This is a genomic window from Xenorhabdus cabanillasii, assembly GCF_003386665.1.
GTDB lineage: Bacteria > Pseudomonadota > Gammaproteobacteria > Enterobacterales > Enterobacteriaceae > Xenorhabdus > Xenorhabdus cabanillasii.
Genome location: NZ_QTUB01000001.1, coordinates 2,926,065 through 2,946,223, shown reverse-complemented (window position 1 = coordinate 2,946,223; position 20,159 = coordinate 2,926,065). Strand labels below are relative to the sequence as shown.

Sequence of the window (20,159 nt, the reverse complement as noted above, 5' to 3'; positions counted from 1 at the left end):
AGCCCACCGGTTATCTCCATCAAAACCAAAAAGCGGACAGGGATTGACAAAACTTTCGACGGTTCCGGCTCAGAATCCCTTTTGGCACACTGAACTCTCTGAGCCTTCGTTCACGCTGCTGGTGTGCTATTGCTCAAGAAAATGAAAGATAGAAATAGAAAATATTAAAAATACACCAATAATTAAGTAACCAATTTTATAAAAATATGTTAACAAAATAACATATTTATAAAGTGGCCTTTTCATTTTAACTTGTAAAATATCACTATCATGAATATGGACTTTTAGGAAGAATTATTAGATGCAATCTTCAATCAATAGCAGAACCTTTTTTGGACACCCTTATCCACTCAGCGCCCTTTTTATGACAGAAATGTGGGAACGGTTTTCGTTTTATGGTATCCGTCCCCTGCTCATTTTATTCATGTCTGCCGCCATCTTCGACGGAGGTATGGGGATCCCCCGTGAACAGGCCTCCGCCATTGTCGGAATTTTTGCCGGCAGTATTTACCTGACGTCATTACCCGGTGGCTGGCTGGCAGACAACTGGTTAGGACAGCGCCTTGCTGTTTGGTATGGTTCAATCATTATTGCCCTGGGCCATCTCTCCATTGCCCTCTCTGCAATTTGGAGCAAGCATCTGTTCTTTATTGGGTTGTTGCTCATTACACTCGGCACTGGCCTGTTCAAAACCTGTATCACCGTTATGGTAGGGACACTGTATAAAAAAGACGATCCCCGTCGTGATGGGGGATTTTCCCTGTTTTATATGGGCATCAATTTGGGATCGTTAATCGCGGCCTTAATCACGGGCTGGTTGGTGAAAAACTATAGCTGGCACTGGGGCTTTGGCGTCGGTGGATTGGGTATGCTACTCGCCTTGCTGATTTTCCGTTTTTATACCGTGCCTTCAATGCGTCGTTATGATAGAGAAACAGGACTGAATTCCAGTTGGGATCGCCCAATGGTACAACACAAACATGTAGGTAAATATGTCAGCGCCATCTCAATAACGGCCTGTGTCATTATTGCTCTCGTGATAATGGGTGTTATTCCCTTTAATCCCATCAAGGTGGCGAACCTGCTGGTTTATATTATCTCTTCAAGTGTCATCCTCTATTTTGCCTATTTATTCCTGTTTGCTGGATTAAATCACAATGAAAAAATTCGCTTGTTAATCTGCTTCATTCTGCTGGTTTCAGCCGCGTTATTCTGGTCAGCATTCGAACAAAAACCAACCTCATTTAACTTATTCGCCAATGATTATACTGACCGGGTAATACTGGGTTATGAAATTCCCGCCGTCTGGTTCCAGTCGATCAATCCACTGTATATCATCCTGCTGGCTCCACTCTTTAGCGGGTTGTGGTTTGCATTAGCAAAACGCAATATGAATCCAAACAGTATAAGTAAGTTTGTGATTGGTATGCTGTTTGCTGCCGGGGGGTTTACCATCATGATGTTCGCCGCTCAAAACGTACTGGAAACGGGTAACGCCGTTTCACCACTTTGGATCGTTTCCAGTGTCCTCTTCCTGACGCTGGGTGAACTTTGCCTTAGCCCAATCGGATTAGCAACGATGACAATATTAGCGCCTTCGCGCATGCGGGGACAGGTTATGGGATTGTGGTTCTGTGCCAGCGCATTGGGCAACCTGGCCGCAGGCTTGATCGGTGGAAATGTACGCGCAGATAAATTGGATAACCTGCCTCAGTTATTCGCTAACGTATCACTGTCGTTGGTTATTTGCGCCGTTATTTTGCTTGTTTTACTCGTTCCTGTCCGTCGTTTGATGAGTAGCTTACACGAAGCAAAAGCAACCCCTCAAGTAACCTAATCTTTGATTAAACCGTCCCTCATATCCCCTTTGAATCGGGGGATATGAGTGCTGATTTACTTTTTTGAACTTTCCACCGTGACCTTTTGGTTTACAGAAAAGAGACTTTTTTAGGTTATGTATTAAATAGTCAGATCTCTTATTAAAAATAGTTCTCACGCTCAATGAAAGTACCAATCACTTTATCGTGCATTTCCTCCGATTTAGAATACCCTGTCGTTTTTCGATTCAGTCTTTTTATCCGGGTTCGATGGGTTAAATTGTTTCTCTCTAAACGTTGGGTGAATGTCTTCTCGGTCAGGTGTTCTTCTTCCGGGAGGCTGTCATACACCGCATAATCATCCGTACAATAAAACCGAGTATGAAAGGGCGATAAAAGGGTAAGCAGTTTGTCTAATGTTTTCCGGCTGCGCTCCCCAAAAACCTGCGCCCCTATTCGTTTCAGACGGGGTTCCCAGGCATACCAGAGCCAGCGTTGATAATGAGATGGTCTCCCCCACCCATGAGTCCTACTCTTATAGGGTATTTTCTTTCTGGAGAGTCCATCATGCGAAACGTTACACTTATTGGTATCGATCTCGGCAAGCATTCTTTCCACATCCACTGTCAGGACAAATTCGGTAAGGCAATTTTGCGTAAAAAATTCACCCGCACAAAATTAATGGAATTTTTAGCCGGGAGTTCATTCGCTACCGTCGTGATGGAAGCGTGTGCTGACGCACACTTTATGGCTCGCCGGGTTGCTGATTTAGGTCATGAGGCAAAGCTGATATCTCCGCAATTTGTTCGTCCTTTTGTCAAAAGTAACAAAAACGATTGTGTTGATGCAGAGGCGATATGCGAGGCGGCTTCACGACCCTCCATGCGTTTTGTCCAGCCGAGAACAGAGACTCAACAGGCGATGAGAGCACTGCATCGTGTCAGAGAATCACTCGTCAGAGACAGAGTCAAAACCACTAACCAGATGCATGCCTTTTTGCTGGAGTTTGGTATCAGCCTGCCAAAAGGTGAAGCGGTCATTAAACGGTTATCTCTGGTGCTGGCTGAACATGACATTCCCGGTTATCTGAGCCGTTTGCTGATGAAATTACATGCCCATTATCTTTATCTCGTTGAGCAAATAACGGCGCTGGAATCAGAATTAAACCAGTCCATTAAATCTGACGAGACAGCTCAACGTATAATGACAATTCCGGGTGTGGGACCAATTACGGCCCGCTTACTCTCATCTCAGCTCGGTGATGGCAAACAATTTTCATGCAGCAGAGATTTTGCTGCTTCAATGGGACTGGTGCCCCGACAATACAGTACGGGAGGAAAGCCTACCCTGCTGGGCATCAGCAAGCGAGGCAACAAAAATTTACGTCGATTGCTGGTTCAGTGTGCCCGCGCGTTCATGATGCGGCTCGAGCATCAAAAGGGCAGGCTTGCCGAGTGGGTTCAGGAACAACTCAGCAGAAAACATTCGAACGTGGTTGCCTGTGCACTGGCTAACAAGCTGGCACGAATAGTTTGGGCAATCACCACTCGGCAAAATGAATATCAGGCCTGATAAATGCTGACTGACTCAATAAATTGATGATTAAACAGTGAAATACATGTTACCCATCTGGTTTTGCGAAGGCTGATTATTGATGACATGAATGGCCAATCGGCCTGATGAATACCCTGAAAGAAAAAATGGCTCACTGAAGCCGAGTTGATTTTTAGGTTCATCAGGTGCGGAACTCATCGTGGCGCGGGTATCCATACTCATAGAGACGCCGGATAGATTTAAGCAAGCCCATCATACATCAAAATGAGTGTTGCAAAAGCGGGGGAGACCATAGATTTTCTTGTTCCCCCCAAACGACCATTGCTCATCCATTTCACAGATAAGCTGAATGTTATCCCCGTCAAGAGGAAGCGGCGTCACGTTTCGGGGGTAAGTTTTTAACGTTGTCATGACGGTGCTTATGGCCACTTTCAGGACACGGGCGGTGTCGCTCCGTTATTCATTGCCATATCGATAATCTGTTCTTTATAACGCCGGGTTTACAGGCTTGATAGGTGTATTCCAACTCTTAAAAAGTTAGAGCATATCACAATCACTAACTATTCAATACATGACCGGTGGTTTTATGTTTAAGAAGCTTACGCTACTTAAACTGGCTAAAGCCATAAGAAAAAACCGCCATGCTTGGCGGTTGTAGAGCTGATTATATAATAAAAATTCAAAAAAAATCTGATTGATTTAATTCAGATACGCTATTTTTTAAACTATCAGGAATACTTATTCCATCACTTATGACTAATAACTCTTTTCCTATGCGCTTATGGGCAGCACTATAATTTAAATCAAAAGAAAAACACTTTTTCTCTTTGTATAAATCATAAATTTCATATGCAAAATCATAAGTTAATATCCATGGCTTTTTAAGCTTGAGTATATTTTTGCTTAAATTGCAATGGTCATCTTTTTGATAAAAATTAGTGTATAAAGATGAACCTTTTTCATAATAAGGAGGATCTATAGATAAAAGAATTTTTTTTCTTTTTATTTTACTCATAAAGTCGATTGCATCCATATTGTAAACATGGATCTTATCTTTTTTTTGAGCTATTCTATTTATTCTATCAACCAGACCTTTTTTATTAAATCTACAATCAAGTTTATATTTTCCTGACTGTGAAAACCCTCCAATTACTCCAGCTTTGAATATAATTCCAGAGCGATTCGTCCTATTAAGGAAAAATGTAGAAAAAGCCAGATCAAAAATATCAGCTTGCTCTTTATTATGTTGAATGTCTCTTTGTTTATGCCATTCATCTATAGTGATATCTGTGGATATTATTTTTTTTATAAACCGCTCACTATCTGTTAATATGGCATTCCAAAAAGACCATATAGAACGGTCGATATCATTTAAGTAAATGCTTTTTACTTTATTAGAGAAAAGCAAAGAAAGAGCTAGCCCGGCTCCTCCTGCATATGGTTCAGCATAGCTATGTGAATTTAAATCATTATAGGTAATAAGGGAGGACACCATTTCTGATATGGCAGATTTTCCCCCTGGATATCTTAATGGTGAATATGTTGGTTTCATTATACCTTTTACCCTAAAATATGACCAACGAACTATAACTTAATCCATTGGTCATTACAATATAAAACTTTAAATTTCAGTACATTAAATGTTAGTGTATAAAATTAATGGCTTAGTTATCATCCAAACCTGAACTAACATGTCTTTATCAGGAATTGTAAATTCACCATGTGCATATCTATTTAGGGATTCTAAAGATTTCCAAGAAGAACAACTTGGGTCAATAAAGGTTCTTAAATCATTTAAGTAAGTTTTATTTTGAAACCAATCTTCCTTTTTCACCAAAGATTTTAAATTTACTGATAGCTGATTTGTACGTCCTTTGGGATTGAAACACAATTGCTTACTTTTATTTATATCAAATACACGAATAACAGCCAGCTCTAATATAGTTCTTAAAAGAAGTGCACCTGCTGTTTTATGTGTATTAACCCATAAGCTTTGCCCTTCTTGAATTAGGAAATCTAATTTATCTACACCGGTTTTATAATTTATAGAATCATCTATTAATCTTTGATTTTTTCTTCTTGTCTTAGTAAGCTTTACATCATCATCTACACTACTAGCAGTGGCTGAGGATGGTGTGAAGTTAACAGGATTATCATCATCATCATCTTTTTCATTTAATAATGACAATGTTATCTTTTCCAAATATTTATTAATGTCTTCAGTTTTATTTAGGCTTCGAGAGTCAATTTTTTTGTCTAAAATATCGCTAACAATATGTTTTAGAATTTTCTTGAACTTGTTTTCAACAATGGTTGTTTTAATTGCATTACCTTCAATTTTAAATCCTGTTTTTTCTTTAAATAAGGCAGTGTTTAATACCCTAGACATAAAACTAATGCTGAAGGAACTATTTAATGCTTTACTTTCTTGTTCTGTACTTAGCCCTATATATGGGAAATATTTTTCAATTAAATATTCTTGAACTGAGTCATATATTTCGCTGGCGGATACATCAAATCGAGCTGCTATTTGTTCTATCGTTTCTCCACTAGATATCCCAGCTTCTGAAATAAATTTATTTTTTTGTTGGCGACTCCATTGTAGTTTACCTTCTGAATGGAGTTCAAATAAAATATTTTCAACATCTAATCTAGATGGTGCGACAACTACTTCTATTTTTTCAATTAGTTCATTACCTAATTTTGCTTTCAATTTTTCTATTTTTTTTTGTGCTGGGATAGTTGGAGCTAAAGTAGGATCAAGCAAACATTTTAAGGCTGTTAATCTCCTATTTCCTTCAACAACAATATAGCTATCTTTTTCTTTAATTACATATATAGGATCATGATTAATGAATCCTTTATTGACTATCTTTTCTATCAATAATTGTATTTTTTCATTTTTGAATAAGAAGCGAACAATATCTTTAGTCGTTCTTGTGGGTTCATAGTCAGGAATTCTAGGGTTTTTTCTATCTAGCTTTAATGCGGAAACTGTTAAAGTTACTTTTTTCCAAGAGCTAAAATTAATTCTTTCCATGTCAATATCTCATGATTAAATCGTTATTAGGTAATAAAATAAGAATAACTTATGTATGATAAAGGATAGGCTATTTTGGTCACGTATTCAAGGTGTTGTTCTTTATCTATAATGCTTATTTTTGCGAGATAACATACATGGACACAGTGGAAGTAAAAGGTCGGTTTTGTCACCAAACGAACATTCGTCGGGAATAAAAAGTGCCAACGTTGGTTATAGTATGCTTGGGAGCCTCGTCTAAAACGTATCATTGCTCCTGCTTTTGGTAGACGAAACAAGAAGACGTTGGAAAAGTTATTGAAAAAACTGTCTAAATTCAAGATAGCCTTTTGGTGTACTGATAATTACCGTGCCTATAATTTACTGCCTTCAGCCAAACATAGGGTTGGAAAATATTTTACTCAACGTATCGAACGCGAAAACTTGACCTTACGTAACTGAATTAATCGCCTGAACCGTAAAACACTCGGTTATTCAAAGTCACCTGAAATGCATGACAAAATCATCAGCACTTTCATTGAACGTGAATAATAATAACTCCAATACGTATCTGGAAAAAAACAAGTTGTTTAGGAACCGGAATCAACGTGGCATCAATGAGTTGGCCACCTCGAGGGATGAATCCCTGTGCCGAAAGCTGACGCTTCGCTTCTTCAAACAATGCCCTGGCATCTTCCTGCCCAATCCGTTTTTCGAAATACCCAATCGTGTTACGGTCTGGAATATTAATGACATTGGTCAAGCGACAAAAACGTTGCCAGCTCATTCGGTCAAGCAGTTGATATTCCATCTTTTCATCAGAAAGATGATGGAAATGTTTCAGGATAATGATGCGAACCATCACCTCAGTCGGGAATGGCGGGCGTCCGCCTTTGGGAGAACTACTACGTGGCGCGACACGGTCTACGGTGTCAGCCAGTGCCGAGAAATCAACATATTTATCAAGAACAAGCAGCGGATCACCTAATTCATCGATTTTTCGACGGTGATATTCGGATGCCAGCTTGTCTTTTTTTAAAGCAGAACGAGGCGGTATCATGACGGCGCTACCTTGCAGAGATGTACTGTGTCTACATTTTGCTCAATTTTGTGGCTGTGAAAAGTTTTTGGAGGTTCTCATAAGAGTTTAAATACCAGCCATCCGGGCAACAAATACGCCCACCTTCTTGCCAGACAGCGTTGATGCCGCTAACCCCACATCTTCAAGGAGCTGCCAGCAAGTTTGCAGAAACAATCTCTGCCTTGGGTCTGCAAACATAATTGCAGAGCTTGAGAAAGGAAAGATATGTCTACCGAAGTTATCAATATTTTCAAGAAACATACCGCGTATCTTTTCCCTAAGCCCCCATTTAACCGGTGTTTGGCGGTTATTAAGTTGATAGCGCTCTTCTCCTATCACACCAATCAGAGATCCGCCGTCAACCAATATCTGCCAATAATGAGATAATGACAAACCTCCACCGAAATATGCAGCTACGCCGATGATAGAATATTCCATCAATAGCTCTCCTTTTTTTATTTTGGCAAACAATAAACAATCATTTATTTTAAATAAGTGAAACCAACCCTTCGCATAGAGTAAATATTTATCCTATGCAAACAGGTTATTTTAAAATAACGATTATGGTGATAATTTATTAATTAGCCATTACGAATATAATTAATTTTTATTTATTTTAAATAATTAATGTATTATTCCATCAACGTAATACGCTCACCCAATATTTTTTTAGCTAATAGGCCTACCACCGGTTTCGGCCCATATTCAAAACCAATAATATGCTTATCTGAATGTAATTTCTCCATACATTGTTGCCAACGCACAGGGTACGATAACTGTTTAACTAATAAATCTATTAATTGCTCCCGATTATTTAATGGATAAAAGTCAGCGGTCACATTAGATAATACAAAGGCTTTCAGTGGAAAAATATCAACATGTTCAAGAAAGCCTTTAAATTCTTCTGCAATACTTGCCATTCTTTTTGAATGGAATGCGCCATTAACCTGCAAAGGGTGATAAATACCTTTCACATTTAACACCTTTTCTTTAAATTGCGACAATTCAGATTTATCACCTGAAATAATAAATTGAGCACAATATTCACCTAAGCTATGGCCCACGAAGATTTCAGTGTTTGTGCCGTGTTTTTCTAAGCTTTCTAAATAATAAAGAATGTTAATGACAAACAGAGCGGGCTGTGTGAATTCAGTTCTGTTAAGAACGCTGGTTTCACCTTCCACACCTGAGCAAGTGAATACCCCAATACCTGTTGTGTGAGCCTCATATGGTATTCATATTTATCAAACAGGCTGCGTCCCATACCTTGAAACTGGGCCCCCTGTCCAGGAAACATTGCGACAGTACATGTTTTCATTGTTCACATCCTGTTTTCTAAATGAAGTGTTTATTTTTTTTCCTCAACTTATAAGTGAGTGACATTTCAATACATATACTCAACTCATTTGTTGGTAAATCGTCTTCTGGATCTAAGACTATTGCCCGATTTTTTGAATAAATCAGTTCGGGAAAAAGTGTTTTGAACGTATCAACTAATGTGGTCTGGCAGTGAAAAAAGATAGCCACATGCGAATGACCGAAACGATCTAACCGGATTGTGGTTCCCGATCCCGTTTCAAGAGTAAGGTAGCTAGGTTGCCCCCATTTCAAAGTCTCAGTAATTAATCCAACTCCTGCCGTTTCTGATGCGACATCAAATATTAATTCTCTTATCGTCAATAATATTTTTTGATATCGTTCAGGGTAATTATTAAATACCGAGTAAACTTCGTCATTTTGAAATTCTTTCATAAGATGGCTACCTTATCGTTAATTTGTGCATTGTGACTATCTCACACAATCCTGTCTTTGGATTAAAAAACAAACCTTATGATATTACGGTTTCTGGATTTTATCCAAAAGACATGCCACTTTTAGCAATCAATTCCCCACCCATCCCATCTCTTTATAAGAGACATACTTCTTACGTAGTTCACTGTCAGGTACAACAACATCGTTCCCAGATATTTATTTCTTCAAACTTTTCCATATCAAAGTCTCCCTTCGGGAAGTTGGGATATGATCTCTTTATACAACGAGAGTATTTCATCGGCTGCTTTTTCTATTCCCGCGACTGTCAGAAAGTTATTTGTTGATTCATATAGGTTCATCTCTCCATCACCGCCTTCTTTCTCTAACCACATGCGCAATGCTTCTGGGAATGCTGTCGGCATTACATCATTATCCTGACAGTTCACAGAGGTGTGTAATCCATCTACGATGTGCCCTGCCAAAAATGCCGCTAATTTATCAAGCAGCTCTTCATAGCTGCCGACTTTTACCACTAACCGCACATCTAAGTGCCTTCGATAAAAACGTAATGTCGATATCAACTGAGATAACGGTGTGATATGGCGATACTGGTGGATTTGTTCTATCACCGAAGTTACATACCGTTTTAATGACTCAATATTATTTGCGGACAGGCAAAACCAATGTTCTTTATCTTCAATAAGCAAATTTTCAGATTGATCAATAAAAGGTTCTAAAAGTACAAATGCAGAAACCCCACCTAATCCATATGAGAGTAAACCCACTAATCCTCTGAATTCATTAAATGACTGACCGGTATTTTTGATGTGTAACCGGTTGCTATCAATATTTGCATTAAGCGCATGTAATTCAGAAATACCCGGTATCTGTTGATGTTTAATCGCCAGTATTGTTCGTACAAATCCTGCAATACCGGAACATACCTCAAGATGCCCCACATTCGATTTCATTGAACTGACCACACAGGATGTGTGCTCTGGCTTTGATAAAAACGCTGCAATGGCATCGGCTTCACTGAGATCCCCAACATTAGATGCAATACCATGAGCTTCAACATATTGTAGTTTTCCGGCATCCGCCTGTGCTTTTCGAAATGCTCTTTCCATGACATTCACATGGGTAGAGGCATTTGGTGCAGTAATGGAATCCCCCTGCCCTCCGTGCCAAGTTGCCGCACTTTTTACTTTGACTAATACCTCGTCGCCATCAGCAACCGCTAAATTGAAGAGTTTTATTTGCCTGCCTGTTCACCCGAATTAAACCCGGATGAGTACCTCAATGGCGACTTGAAAAATGCTATCCGAGCCTCTTCACCGGCAAGAAATCCGCAAGAATGAGTGAAAAAGACCCGAAGTTACATGATGAGGCTACTACAGAAAAGGTCTGAACATGTTGCTCGTTATTTCCAGCATCGCTGTATCCGATATGCTGCATGACAAATAATAGATATTTGTACACCGGGTTAATAGATGAAGCCTGAGAGTAAATAAACTGAGTGTTTAATAGATAAGTAAAATTTATCTATAATGTACAGTAAGTTAAGAAATAAGATATTATCTCAGATAGAAAAAGCTTTATTTATGATCTGATTATCGTTTCTAAAGAAACTATCTGTAGTGACTTGCAAACTAAAAGGTTATGTAATACTAACAAAGAGATTTCGAGCGAAAGTGTCTTGATTTATTTTTTCCATATGAAAAGTTAAAACCACCGACTTTAGTCGGTGGTTGTTGAGATTGAATATATTTTTTATACCCGTCATATAATATTTTTATGAGGTGGAGTTTCAAAAAATACATACTTTATGATAGTTTTATTTTACTTTCTAATTTTATTACCGAATAATATATCAGTCATCCGAATTTCCATACGTAATTAATTATTTTATCAATAATTACCATATGGATAAAAAATAAAAATATTTAAAATATATAGTCGTGGAATGCTTGCTCATTTTTCAATATGAATTTATTATATTTTGGTGAGTGACATAAAATACAAAGTCTATATTAAAATCGATAGATATAAACGAAGTTATAATTAATAGATTAAATTATATAAAAAATGAAATTCATGATAATTTCATAAATAAGAAAAAATGAATACCTCTGTATGTGTAACCGTCATTACGCAATTATATCTATAATATACTGATTTTAAATTGTCTGTATAAAATTTATACATTGTTTTGATACTTAATTAAAACAACAAATTACGAATACAGTGCGAAATGTCGGGGGTAAAAAATGAGAACAGAGGAATATTTTCAATTATGAGGTGGCTATGAAACCTGAAGATTTATACGCTGATAAAAAACGCCCATTTATGGGTAAAGAATTTCTGAACTCCTTGCAAGATGGCCGGGAAATTTACATCTATGGTGAACGGGTAAAGGATGTGACCACCCATCCGGCTTTTCGCAACTCAGCGGCATCAGTGGCAGAACAGTATGAGTCTCTTCATATCCCGGAAAACCGAGATACGTTATGTTGGGATACCGATACGGGCAACGGCGGCTATACTCACAAGTTTTTTCGATTTGCAACCAACCCGAATGAGTTCCTTCAACAACGGGATGCTATTGTTGAATGGGCACGTCTGAATTATGGTTGGATGGGGCGCTCACCGGATTTTGAAGCAGCTTTTTGTTGTTCTTTGGGAGCATATCCTGAGTATTACGGTCAGTTTGCCGACAACGCACGTCATTGGTATCAGCGTACTCAGGAATCGTGTCTCTTTTTGAACCATGCCATTGGCAACCCACCAATTGACCGCCACAAGCCGATAGACCAGATCAAAGATGTGTTTATGCGGGTGGAAAAAGAGACCGATGCCGGGATTATCGTCAGCGGTGCCAAAGTTGTGACAACAAACGCTGCACTGACAAACTTTAGTGTTGTCGGTTTCGCACCAACTCAGGCACTCGGTGACGATCCTAGCTTTGCTCTAGTCTTCGTGGCACCTATGGATGCCGAAGGCCTAAAACTTATTTCCCGCACCTCTTATGAATTCGTCGCCAGTGCCATAGGATCACCTTTCGATTATCCTCTCTCCAGTCGGTTTGATGAAAATGACGCTATCCTGATTTTGGATAATGTGTTAATTCCTTGGGAAAATGTGTTGGTCTATCGCGACTTTGAGCGCGCCAAAAATTGGATGGCTCAAAGCGGGTTTGCTGGGCTGTCTTCATTGCAGTCTTGTTCACGTCTCTGTGTCAAACTGGATTTTATAACTGGACTGCTGCAAAAAAGTCTGGAATGTACCGGCGTTGTGAATTTCCGTGGAGTTCAGGCTGACCTGGGGGAAGTTGTCGCGTGGCGTAATTTGTGCTGGTCTCTGGCAAGTGCAATGTGTTCAGAATCCAAACCGTGGCAAGGTAGCGCTTATCAATTGGATATGCAGTCAGTCCATGCTTATCGCGTAATGGCCCCCATCGCTTATACAAAAATCAAGAATATTATTGAATATAACGTCGCCAGTGGTTTAATTTATCTGCCATCTAGTGTGCGCGATATAAACAACCCTACTATTAATCAGCATCTTGAGAAATACGTGTGCGGTTCTAACGGAATGGGCCACATAGAGCGCATCAAAGTCTTAAAATTAATGTGGGATGCTATTGGCAGCGAATTTGGCGGGCGTCATGAATTGTATGAGATCAACTATGCCGGCAATCAAGATGAACTCAGGTTGAACTGCCTGCGTCATGCTTATGGTTCTGGCAATATGAAAAAAATGACGGAGTTAGTTGATCGCTGTCTTTCTGAGTATGACGTGAACGGCTGGACAGTCCCACATTTACACAACAACCATGATATTAACGTGTTTGACACGTTGTTGAAATAAAATCAGTTGCGGGAGGTTAAGAAATAATAATCTTGCAAGCAGCAACTAGAAGTCTGCGGGGGTGCATTTCCTGTTAATAAAATAAATCAATTAAGAGCATGTGATTATGAAAGACAATATTATCTATAACCCTGTTGCACATCTTTACGAAGATTTTACCAATTCAGCTCCCCAGGCGAAAATAATAATTCGCACTATTCTCAACCTGGCCGGAGATATACAAGGAAAATCCGTATTAGATTTAGCCTGTGGATATGGTCTCTACAGCTGGTTATTCAAAAGTCATGGTGCTTCAAGAGTTGTTGGTGTTGATATATCTGATAAAATGATAGAGCTTGCTAAAAAGAAATCTCAGCAAGATGGAGATAATATTGAATTTCATATAAGAGACGTTTGCACAATGGAATCATTTGGAAAATTTGACTTGATAGTTGCCGCTTGGTTACTGCACTATTCAGAGTCAGTAGAAAAATTGGAAATGATGTTTCAATCCATTGCAAATAATCTCAGTCCTTCTGGTAAATTAATATCCTATATATGTTCGCCTGATTACAGATTAGCAAAAGGAAATTGTAAAAAATATCATCTCAATATTTTAAGCGAAGAACCTTGGCAAAATGGTCTCCGTCATAAGGTTGAACTTATGTCTACACCACCTATCTCTTTTACTATGTATCGCTGGAGTCGTGAACAGTATCAAGAAGCGAGCCGTAAAGCAGGGTTAAAGCTTGAATGGCATGAGCCTATGTTATTACAAAGTGATATTGATAGTTACCCATCTCACTTTTGGGATGATTACAAAAACAATTGTTTTGAGACACCATTTGTTTGCTATTTTTAAATTTATACCAGTCACTTTTCAAGATGATTCTGTCTCATTAAGCTATGATCGGATGGTAGCAGTATAAGAATCCCGGACACCTCAAAAGCTTGCTAATCTTATTAACATGACAATGAGGTATGATGATGAAATTGAAACCAACCAAACGCCAATATTCCGCTGAATTTAAGCTGGAAGCGGTCCAGCAGGTTGTTCTACATCAACAGCGGGTTGTCGATGTCGCCTGTTTACTGGGGATCGACAACAGCATCCCAGGAAAATGGGTTCGCCAGTACAAGGCCGAAATGCAGGGGATAACGCCTGCCGGTAAGATAGGGACAGCCTCAGGCTGACTACACCAGTAGCGTTTAATAATCAACGGAACCAAATGATGAACCCAGCAGGAAAACGCGGGATGATCGACGATTACCCCACGCTCAGCCATCATTGCTTCCAGATTACACAGGCTCAATGCGTAAGCCAGATACCTGCGAACACATATCCACAAGGGAATGCAGGCGTCTGAACGTCTTTCGGATAAGGGATATCGTCAGTCACCCCAAAAAACCCTCATGACCTAATAGTGATGAGGGTATTTGAGAACCCGTCTTAGGGTCGGTCAATCGATCTGATCAGGCAATTCCTTAACTGATTGATGTTGGGTTTTTACCCAGTGCCAACAACCTATGTCAGTGATAGAAATGACGGATGCTTTCGTGCTCTCGACCCGATATGATGATATTCATCAACTGTTCATAATATTTGATTAAATTATCTATCCATTCCTCCGAATACAGTTCGGTGTTGTATCCTAGCTCACATATCGGCTCTTCTGGTTGGTTAAAAAAACACATTCCCAGTGATTCTATTGGCGTTTCAGTAAGCATTATTGGCTCGACACCCAAATTATCGAATAATTCTTTTTCGTCATTCGCGACATCTAGGTAATTATCAATATAGATAAACATAATATTAAACATAACATCTCTGATTTTCTCACCGACGAAATCAATGACTGACGATATATTAATATCTGAATTTTCTAGTGCTTTATAACTAAACTGGCTGATCTGCTGAATAATATCATTTAGACTCATCTCTTTGTTAAGGTTGGACTTTATAAGTAAAAAACTCAACAATATCCCGATTGCTTGCTGGCTTTCAATACTGGCGCGATCAAACTGTGGTGTAGAAATGATAATTTGCGACTCACCTGAATTCATAAAAATGCAGGTATGGAACAGAGCCATAAATAACATATAAGGCGTAATCTTATTAGCTTCACAATATCTTGAAACCGCTTTATTTAATGTAGGAGATATCCTGATATCGCGAAAATTAAAATGACCATTTGATGCTGCATGAGTACTGAAATCAGGCAGATGATCATACTGATTATTAAGATCTGCAAACTGATGCTGCCAAAACTGAAGCTGTTTTTGACATCTTTCTGTTTTCTGCAGTTGCTTCGAAGTATGAATGTACTCAGAATACTGCATTGCGGCTGGTTGAAGCGTGAGCTCTTTTCCCTGTGAATAGGCGGCATACAGTTGCAACAATTCCTTAAGAAAAATATTGATTGACCAACCATCAAAAGCCATATGGTGAATATCAAACAATAATACTGCACTTATTTCCGAAACAGGAAACAGAAATGCCCTGATTAATGGTTCATGATAAATATCAAACGGTATCTTCTTCTCTTCTTTCCAGAATGAGTCAATTTCATGGATTAACTTTTCTTTATCTTTTCCTTTAAATTGTAATTCAATGATCTGAAAATCGATTGCTATCTCATTGTCAGGTCGCGAAAAAATCTGTCCATGTTGCTGATAGAATTTTAAACGTAAACTTTCATGCCGGCCTAAAACGGCATTCAGGCTTTTTTTCAGGGCACTGAGATCTATTTTACTATTGACCAGTAAAGTAATGGAGACATGTAAGCTTTGCTCTAACCATCGCTGTTGTATCAAAGGGAAAAAGACTTTCTGACAATTATCAAGGGCTATTTTCTCATCACAGGCCGTTTGCATCGGTTCAGATATCATTATTTCCGGTGCTTTCATCTTCTTAATAAGATCTGCAATCTGAGCTATGGTCGGATTAGTAAGTAATTGATATATAGAAATATTATTGTTCAAACAACTTTTTATGGACGCCGTAATTTTCGCTGCTAAAAGTGAATGTCCACCGAGTGCAAAGAAATTATCTTTAATTCCCACCTGATTAACATTCAAATGGTTTTGCCATATCTGGCACAGCGTTTCTTCAAGCTCATCTCTAGGTACAATATAATCTTGCTGATGTAAATCGCTTTCATTTGGTATGGGCAGCGCTTTTTTATCTACTTTTTTAGTTGGTGTGAGTGGCATTCGTTCCAGCGGAATATAGAGGCTGGGCACCATATAATCAGGTAACTGCTTTCTCAGTGCTGATTCAAGCAATTCTGAAAGTTCACGGCGGATCACGGATAAGTCCCGGTAGCTTCCCGTATATTTGCCTATTTTATTTTCAACGTCACCAATATTAAACTCTGCTACTCTTTCCGCAAGCCATTGCTCATTTGGGCATACGTAAGCGATCAGTCTTTTATCGTCGCCCTCGCCGTAAGTGATCACTACAGCGCTATTCAGCGCATCATGTTTGCTTAACGCTTCTTCAATCTCGCCTAATTCAACTCGATAACCGCGAATTTTCACTAATGAATCAGCCCGGCCAACATACTCTAGTTGACCATTCGAAGTCCAGCGGGCTAAATCTCCTGTCCGATAGAGTCTATTTTCTGTATTATCATCCGCATAGGATAAACCTGCCGCCGCACGGATAAACTGCTTTTTCGTGATTTCCGGGGCATTCAGATAGCCTTTTGCCAGCTGAACACCGCCGATATACAGCTCCCCGACAGCACCAACCGGTACTAACTCACCCAGTGGATCAAGCACACGCGCAACAATATTTGGCAGAGGTTTTCCAATTGTAACCCGGTCATCGCTTAATAAACCCGCCGTCACCATAGAGGAAAGCTCTACCGCGCCATACACATTAAATAGCTTTCTACCCGGTTTCCATCGGAGCGCTATTTGTGATGGTAGGGCTTCCCCTCCCAGCAATAGACATGAAACCGAACGCCACTTCTCGAAATCCAGATGAGGTAATAATGCCTGCGGCAGTAAAGCATGGGTAATCTGATACTTTTCAACGATATCGTCCAACAGCTCCGGAGTACGCTGCTGCTCTTCTGAAATTAGAAACAGCGTGGCACCATAAGGAAAAGCCATTCCTATTTCCATAGTAATCGCGGGAAAGCTCAGAGAGGCAAACTGCAATACTCGGCTATTTGAATCCATGCCAAACAGCGTGGCCTCCGATAATGCCATGTTGACGCTGCCCTTATGTTTCACCATCACACCTTTCGGTTTGCCTGTCGAGCCGGAGGTATAACTCACAAACACCAGATGATTTTCTGTCAGAGGCGCTGAACGGTCAGTGATATTTGTCATTGGTTGTGTTTGCAGATGCGAACGCAGCTCTTGTGCATCCAGATAAATTACTTTTTGTTGACTAACAGGCAATTTTTCTACCTGTTGTGTTTCAGTCAGAATCAAACTAACTTCACTGTGCTCCAGCATATATTGCAGGCGAGCTTGCGGATACGTGGGATCTAAAGGCACATACGCACCACCGGCTTTAAGAATACCTAACAACGCCACCATAGCCTGCAGTGATCTTGACAGGCAAAATGCAACCAGCATATCCGGCTTAACTCCCTGCTCAATCAGATAGTGTGCAAGCTGGTTACTTTGTTCGTTGAGCTCCCGATAACTCAGCGAATCATCTCCAAAAATCAGTGCAGTGTTTTCAGGTACTTTTTCGGCCTGTTCTTCAAACAATTCGTGGAAACAGCGTGCGGATTGATACACTTTCCGTGGCCCGCTCCATTCGTGTAATAACGTGTGTTTTTCGGCATCGGATAAAAATGGAATATGATGAATAACAGGCTCCTGTTCAGGATTCTCACATGAATTCATCACGCCAGTGATATTGGTAAGCAGAGTCTGATAATTGGCGATTAATCTTCCAATCGTCACATTTTCAAACAGTTCAGTGGCATAATGCCATAAAATATAGATTTCATCCGTATCCTCTTCATAAATTCGGATATCTAAATCCAGGCGATTTTTCAAAGGCGGATATGCCTCACCATTAGATTGCAGTACTGTCCTATGCTGAGACGTTTTTTCCGGTGTAAAAGCAATTTGGACGATAGGGTGATAATTCAGATTCTGATCCGGGTTGAATACTGCCGCCAATTGTTCAAAAGGGAGATCCTGCTGCGCGTAAGCTTCCAAAATAGTGCGGTGATTTTGCTTTAATAATTCACTGAAAGTTGGCTGATCGGATAAATCTGTCCTGATAACCCGTAAATTTGTGAAGGAATTGATTAACGTTTGCGTTTCATCATGCACTATTTCTGGCATAAATGTCCCTATTAGAACATCCTGTTCATGATTGTAACGGCTCAGAAGTAGCGCAAAAGCGGTTTCCAGAAACGTAAATAATGTAACGTCATATCTGGCGCATAATTTGGTTATTTTTTGCACTAACTCCTTTGAGATACGTTGCTGTAGTGTACATTTTTTGAAACTGGGTTTTTCTGGACGCGGGTTATCCACAGGAAAATGATGTAATAGAGAGATACCCAATAATTGTTTCTGCCAGTAATCCAGCGGGGCTTTCGAAGTGATATAGTGTATTTCTCTTTGTAGACGAGATTCAGTGGATTCAGTGGAGAGACCGATTATTTGTTCTGCATTTTTCATATATCACCTTACTTTAGAGATGAAAATAACGTATCTATAATTTCACCAGACAAAAATGGCTTAATTTAAATAATTAAATTTTAAAATAAGGTGCTGAATAACGACTCAAATACGTATTCATAAAAACTGATTTTTGCCGAAAAACTGCACCTTAAACAGGTATTATCGTGATTAAGAAATAGCTGACAGATTTTCTAGCGTATCCGCATCAATATAAAAATCACTCACGCCATGATTGTTTATAATTCTTAATCTCTTACCATGCTGGTGAATTTCCTGTTCGATATTCATCCACCAAACATTATCCCGGTGTTCAATCACAGCAATACCATGATAAGGCAGTGTTGGTGAATGGCTCTTGTAGTTAGGATATACCCTGACACCCAGTATAGGCATTGTTTTATGGTGAATAGAAGCTCGAATTGCATGAGGAAATAGCGCATTTTCCCATTGAATGGCCGCCATTGCTTCTTTCATTGCTCGATAATGCACGAAAGATTTATTAATTCTGTCGATAATTTCCTGTTTTATTTCCTGACTCGGAAAAACAGAATCACAAAACATCGCTTTTTTCTGATCATACGTCAGTGGCAAATCAGAAATATTGACCGCATTTCCGACACTAGCTTGAAAACGAATGGCTTCTTCAGGATTAATTCCGAAAAACGGATCCAGGGTGAAAACTTTCAGATGTTCGGATAAAGCATATTCATATTCACTCCGAAACTGTGACACAATATCAGACATATCGGTAACATTAACAATGTCATCAATTTTTTGTTCCTGGGTAAATGTTTTCAGATCTTGTATATATTTTTCTGACGCATCCATAGGCGAACCAATGATCCCAGCATAAAATGTAGCATCTGAAAGAATATTAAAACGTATGCTGACCCCCGTATTTTCTTCAAGATAAGACGAAAAATTCGCCAGATGTAATAAAGAAGCCTCTTCTGCCATCGTCACAGACGTAATATTATGTCTTTTCTGCCAGTTGTTAACGATACAAAAAACAGGAAGAATGATATCTATTCTCTTTCTTTCGTTTACGCACAATTCAATTTTTTTTAATATTTCTGAACTGGATGCAAAAACAGTTCGAGGATTAAACTGAATAGAGTGATGATTGATATAATCTCGGACAAGAGTCGGTAAAGGAACATTTTTTTTCCATTTCTCTTTCCACCAATTTTCAGAAGGTAATGATTTAGATACTGAACACTTTTCAAGTAAAAACTTTCTTAAATCTGATGAAATTATATAATCATTCGAATTCATAACAGGTTCACATTCCGGCCAGCCAAATTGACCAAACATAATTGACTCTTCAACAATTGAACCATTTGTACTCGCGGATATAACTTTCAATTTATTCTCCTGGTTTATTGTTGACACTAAAGATAATGAATATTATTTGCCTTATTTTTAT

At 39.2% G+C, this 20,159-nt stretch carries 14 protein-coding genes and 6 pseudogenes; 7 read left to right on the top strand and 13 right to left on the bottom strand.

What is annotated here, in order from left to right:
* Positions 1–301: 301 nt before the first annotated feature.
* Positions 302–1,837, top strand: a complete 1,536-nt coding sequence (locus tag BDD26_RS13785; RefSeq protein WP_115826842.1) for a peptide MFS transporter — start codon at positions 302–304, stop codon at positions 1,835–1,837.
* Positions 1,838–1,979: 142 nt separating this feature from the next.
* On the opposite strand, the pseudogene BDD26_RS13780 reads toward BDD26_RS13785, so the two are convergent.
* Positions 1,980–2,315 (bottom strand): annotated as a pseudogene (locus BDD26_RS13780) (IS1 family transposase); the annotation flags it as partial.
* A 69-nt stretch (positions 2,316–2,384) separates the two neighbouring features.
* Between BDD26_RS13780 and BDD26_RS13775 the strand changes: the two are divergent.
* Entirely contained in the window at positions 2,385–3,389 is a 1,005-nt protein-coding gene (locus BDD26_RS13775; RefSeq protein WP_115826841.1) for an IS110 family RNA-guided transposase, read from the top strand.
* 30 nt (positions 3,390–3,419) lie between these two features.
* On the opposite strand, the gene BDD26_RS19595 is transcribed toward BDD26_RS13775, so the two are convergent.
* The 4 genes and pseudogenes from BDD26_RS19595 to BDD26_RS13765 all read right to left on the bottom strand — a co-directional run bounded on the left by BDD26_RS19595 (position 3,420) and on the right by BDD26_RS13765 (position 6,411).
* Positions 3,420–3,593 (bottom strand): hypothetical protein, encoded by a 174-nt coding sequence (locus BDD26_RS19595; RefSeq protein ID WP_170140439.1) that lies wholly within the window; start codon positions 3,591–3,593, stop codon positions 3,420–3,422.
* Positions 3,594–3,668: 75 nt separating this feature from the next.
* Positions 3,669–3,900, bottom strand: a pseudogene (locus BDD26_RS20270) (IS1-like element transposase); the annotation flags it as partial.
* Positions 3,901–4,050: 150 nt separating this feature from the next.
* Positions 4,051–4,923 carry a DNA adenine methylase gene (locus BDD26_RS13770; RefSeq protein ID WP_115826840.1) on the bottom strand — a complete coding sequence of 291 codons (873 nt, stop codon included), beginning with the start codon at positions 4,921–4,923 and terminating at the stop codon, positions 4,051–4,053.
* An 84-nt stretch (positions 4,924–5,007) separates the two neighbouring features.
* Entirely contained in the window at positions 5,008–6,411 is a 1,404-nt protein-coding gene (locus BDD26_RS13765; protein ID WP_115826839.1) for a ParB N-terminal domain-containing protein, read from the bottom strand.
* Between the two features lie 180 nt (positions 6,412–6,591).
* On the opposite strand from BDD26_RS13765, the pseudogene BDD26_RS13760 reads away from it, so the two are divergent.
* Positions 6,592–6,942 (top strand): annotated as a pseudogene (locus BDD26_RS13760) (IS1 family transposase); the annotation flags it as partial.
* A 34-nt stretch (positions 6,943–6,976) separates the two neighbouring features.
* Here the strand turns inward: BDD26_RS13760 and BDD26_RS13755 are convergent.
* The 5 genes and pseudogenes from BDD26_RS13755 to BDD26_RS13735 form a co-directional block, all read right to left on the bottom strand.
* Positions 6,977–7,450 (bottom strand): annotated as a pseudogene (locus BDD26_RS13755) (transposase); the annotation flags it as partial.
* Positions 7,451–7,537: 87 nt separating this feature from the next.
* Positions 7,538–7,909, bottom strand: a complete 372-nt coding sequence (locus BDD26_RS13750; protein WP_115826838.1) for a beta-ketoacyl synthase N-terminal-like domain-containing protein — start codon at positions 7,907–7,909, stop codon at positions 7,538–7,540.
* Positions 7,910–8,103: 194 nt separating this feature from the next.
* Complete coding sequence (locus BDD26_RS13745) at positions 8,104–8,655, bottom strand: ACP S-malonyltransferase (protein WP_170140410.1); 552 nt, start codon at positions 8,653–8,655, stop codon at positions 8,104–8,106.
* 151 nt (positions 8,656–8,806) lie between these two features.
* Entirely contained in the window at positions 8,807–9,223 is a 417-nt protein-coding gene (locus BDD26_RS13740; RefSeq protein ID WP_115826836.1) for a DUF1801 domain-containing protein, read from the bottom strand.
* Between the two features lie 239 nt (positions 9,224–9,462).
* Positions 9,463–10,479 carry a KS-MAT linker domain-containing protein gene (locus BDD26_RS13735; protein ID WP_425330443.1) on the bottom strand — a complete coding sequence of 339 codons (1,017 nt, stop codon included), beginning with the start codon at positions 10,477–10,479 and terminating at the stop codon, positions 9,463–9,465.
* Here BDD26_RS13735 and BDD26_RS20855 point away from each other — a divergent pair.
* The 4 genes and pseudogenes from BDD26_RS20855 to BDD26_RS13715 all read left to right on the top strand — a co-directional run.
* Positions 10,465–10,546, top strand: a pseudogene (locus BDD26_RS20855) (hypothetical protein); the annotation flags it as partial. The gene BDD26_RS13735 and the pseudogene BDD26_RS20855 overlap by 15 nt on opposite strands.
* 981 nt (positions 10,547–11,527) lie before the next feature.
* A complete protein-coding gene (gene hpaB, locus BDD26_RS13725; protein ID WP_115826834.1) occupies positions 11,528–13,090 on the top strand; it encodes a 4-hydroxyphenylacetate 3-monooxygenase, oxygenase component in 1,563 nt (520 codons plus the stop codon).
* Between the two features lie 106 nt (positions 13,091–13,196).
* Positions 13,197–13,931 carry a class I SAM-dependent DNA methyltransferase gene (locus tag BDD26_RS13720; protein ID WP_038265664.1) on the top strand — a complete coding sequence of 245 codons (735 nt, stop codon included), beginning with the start codon at positions 13,197–13,199 and terminating at the stop codon, positions 13,929–13,931.
* Between the two features lie 125 nt (positions 13,932–14,056).
* Positions 14,057–14,263: a transposase gene (locus BDD26_RS13715; protein WP_170140409.1), complete on the top strand. Its 207-nt coding sequence runs from the start codon at positions 14,057–14,059 to the stop codon at positions 14,261–14,263.
* Between the two features lie 14 nt (positions 14,264–14,277).
* Here the strand turns inward: BDD26_RS13715 and BDD26_RS13710 are convergent.
* The 3 genes and pseudogenes from BDD26_RS13710 to BDD26_RS13700 all read right to left on the bottom strand — a co-directional run.
* Positions 14,278–14,458: pseudogene (locus BDD26_RS13710) on the bottom strand (IS6 family transposase); the annotation flags it as partial.
* A gap of 141 nt (positions 14,459–14,599) precedes the next feature.
* Entirely contained in the window at positions 14,600–18,730 is a 4,131-nt protein-coding gene (locus BDD26_RS13705; protein ID WP_115826832.1) for a non-ribosomal peptide synthetase, read from the bottom strand.
* Between the two features lie 171 nt (positions 18,731–18,901).
* Positions 18,902–20,098, bottom strand: coding sequence for an L-tyrosine/L-tryptophan isonitrile synthase family protein (locus tag BDD26_RS13700; protein ID WP_115826831.1), 1,197 nt, complete (start codon positions 20,096–20,098; stop codon positions 18,902–18,904).
* Positions 20,099–20,159 lie beyond the last annotated feature (61 nt).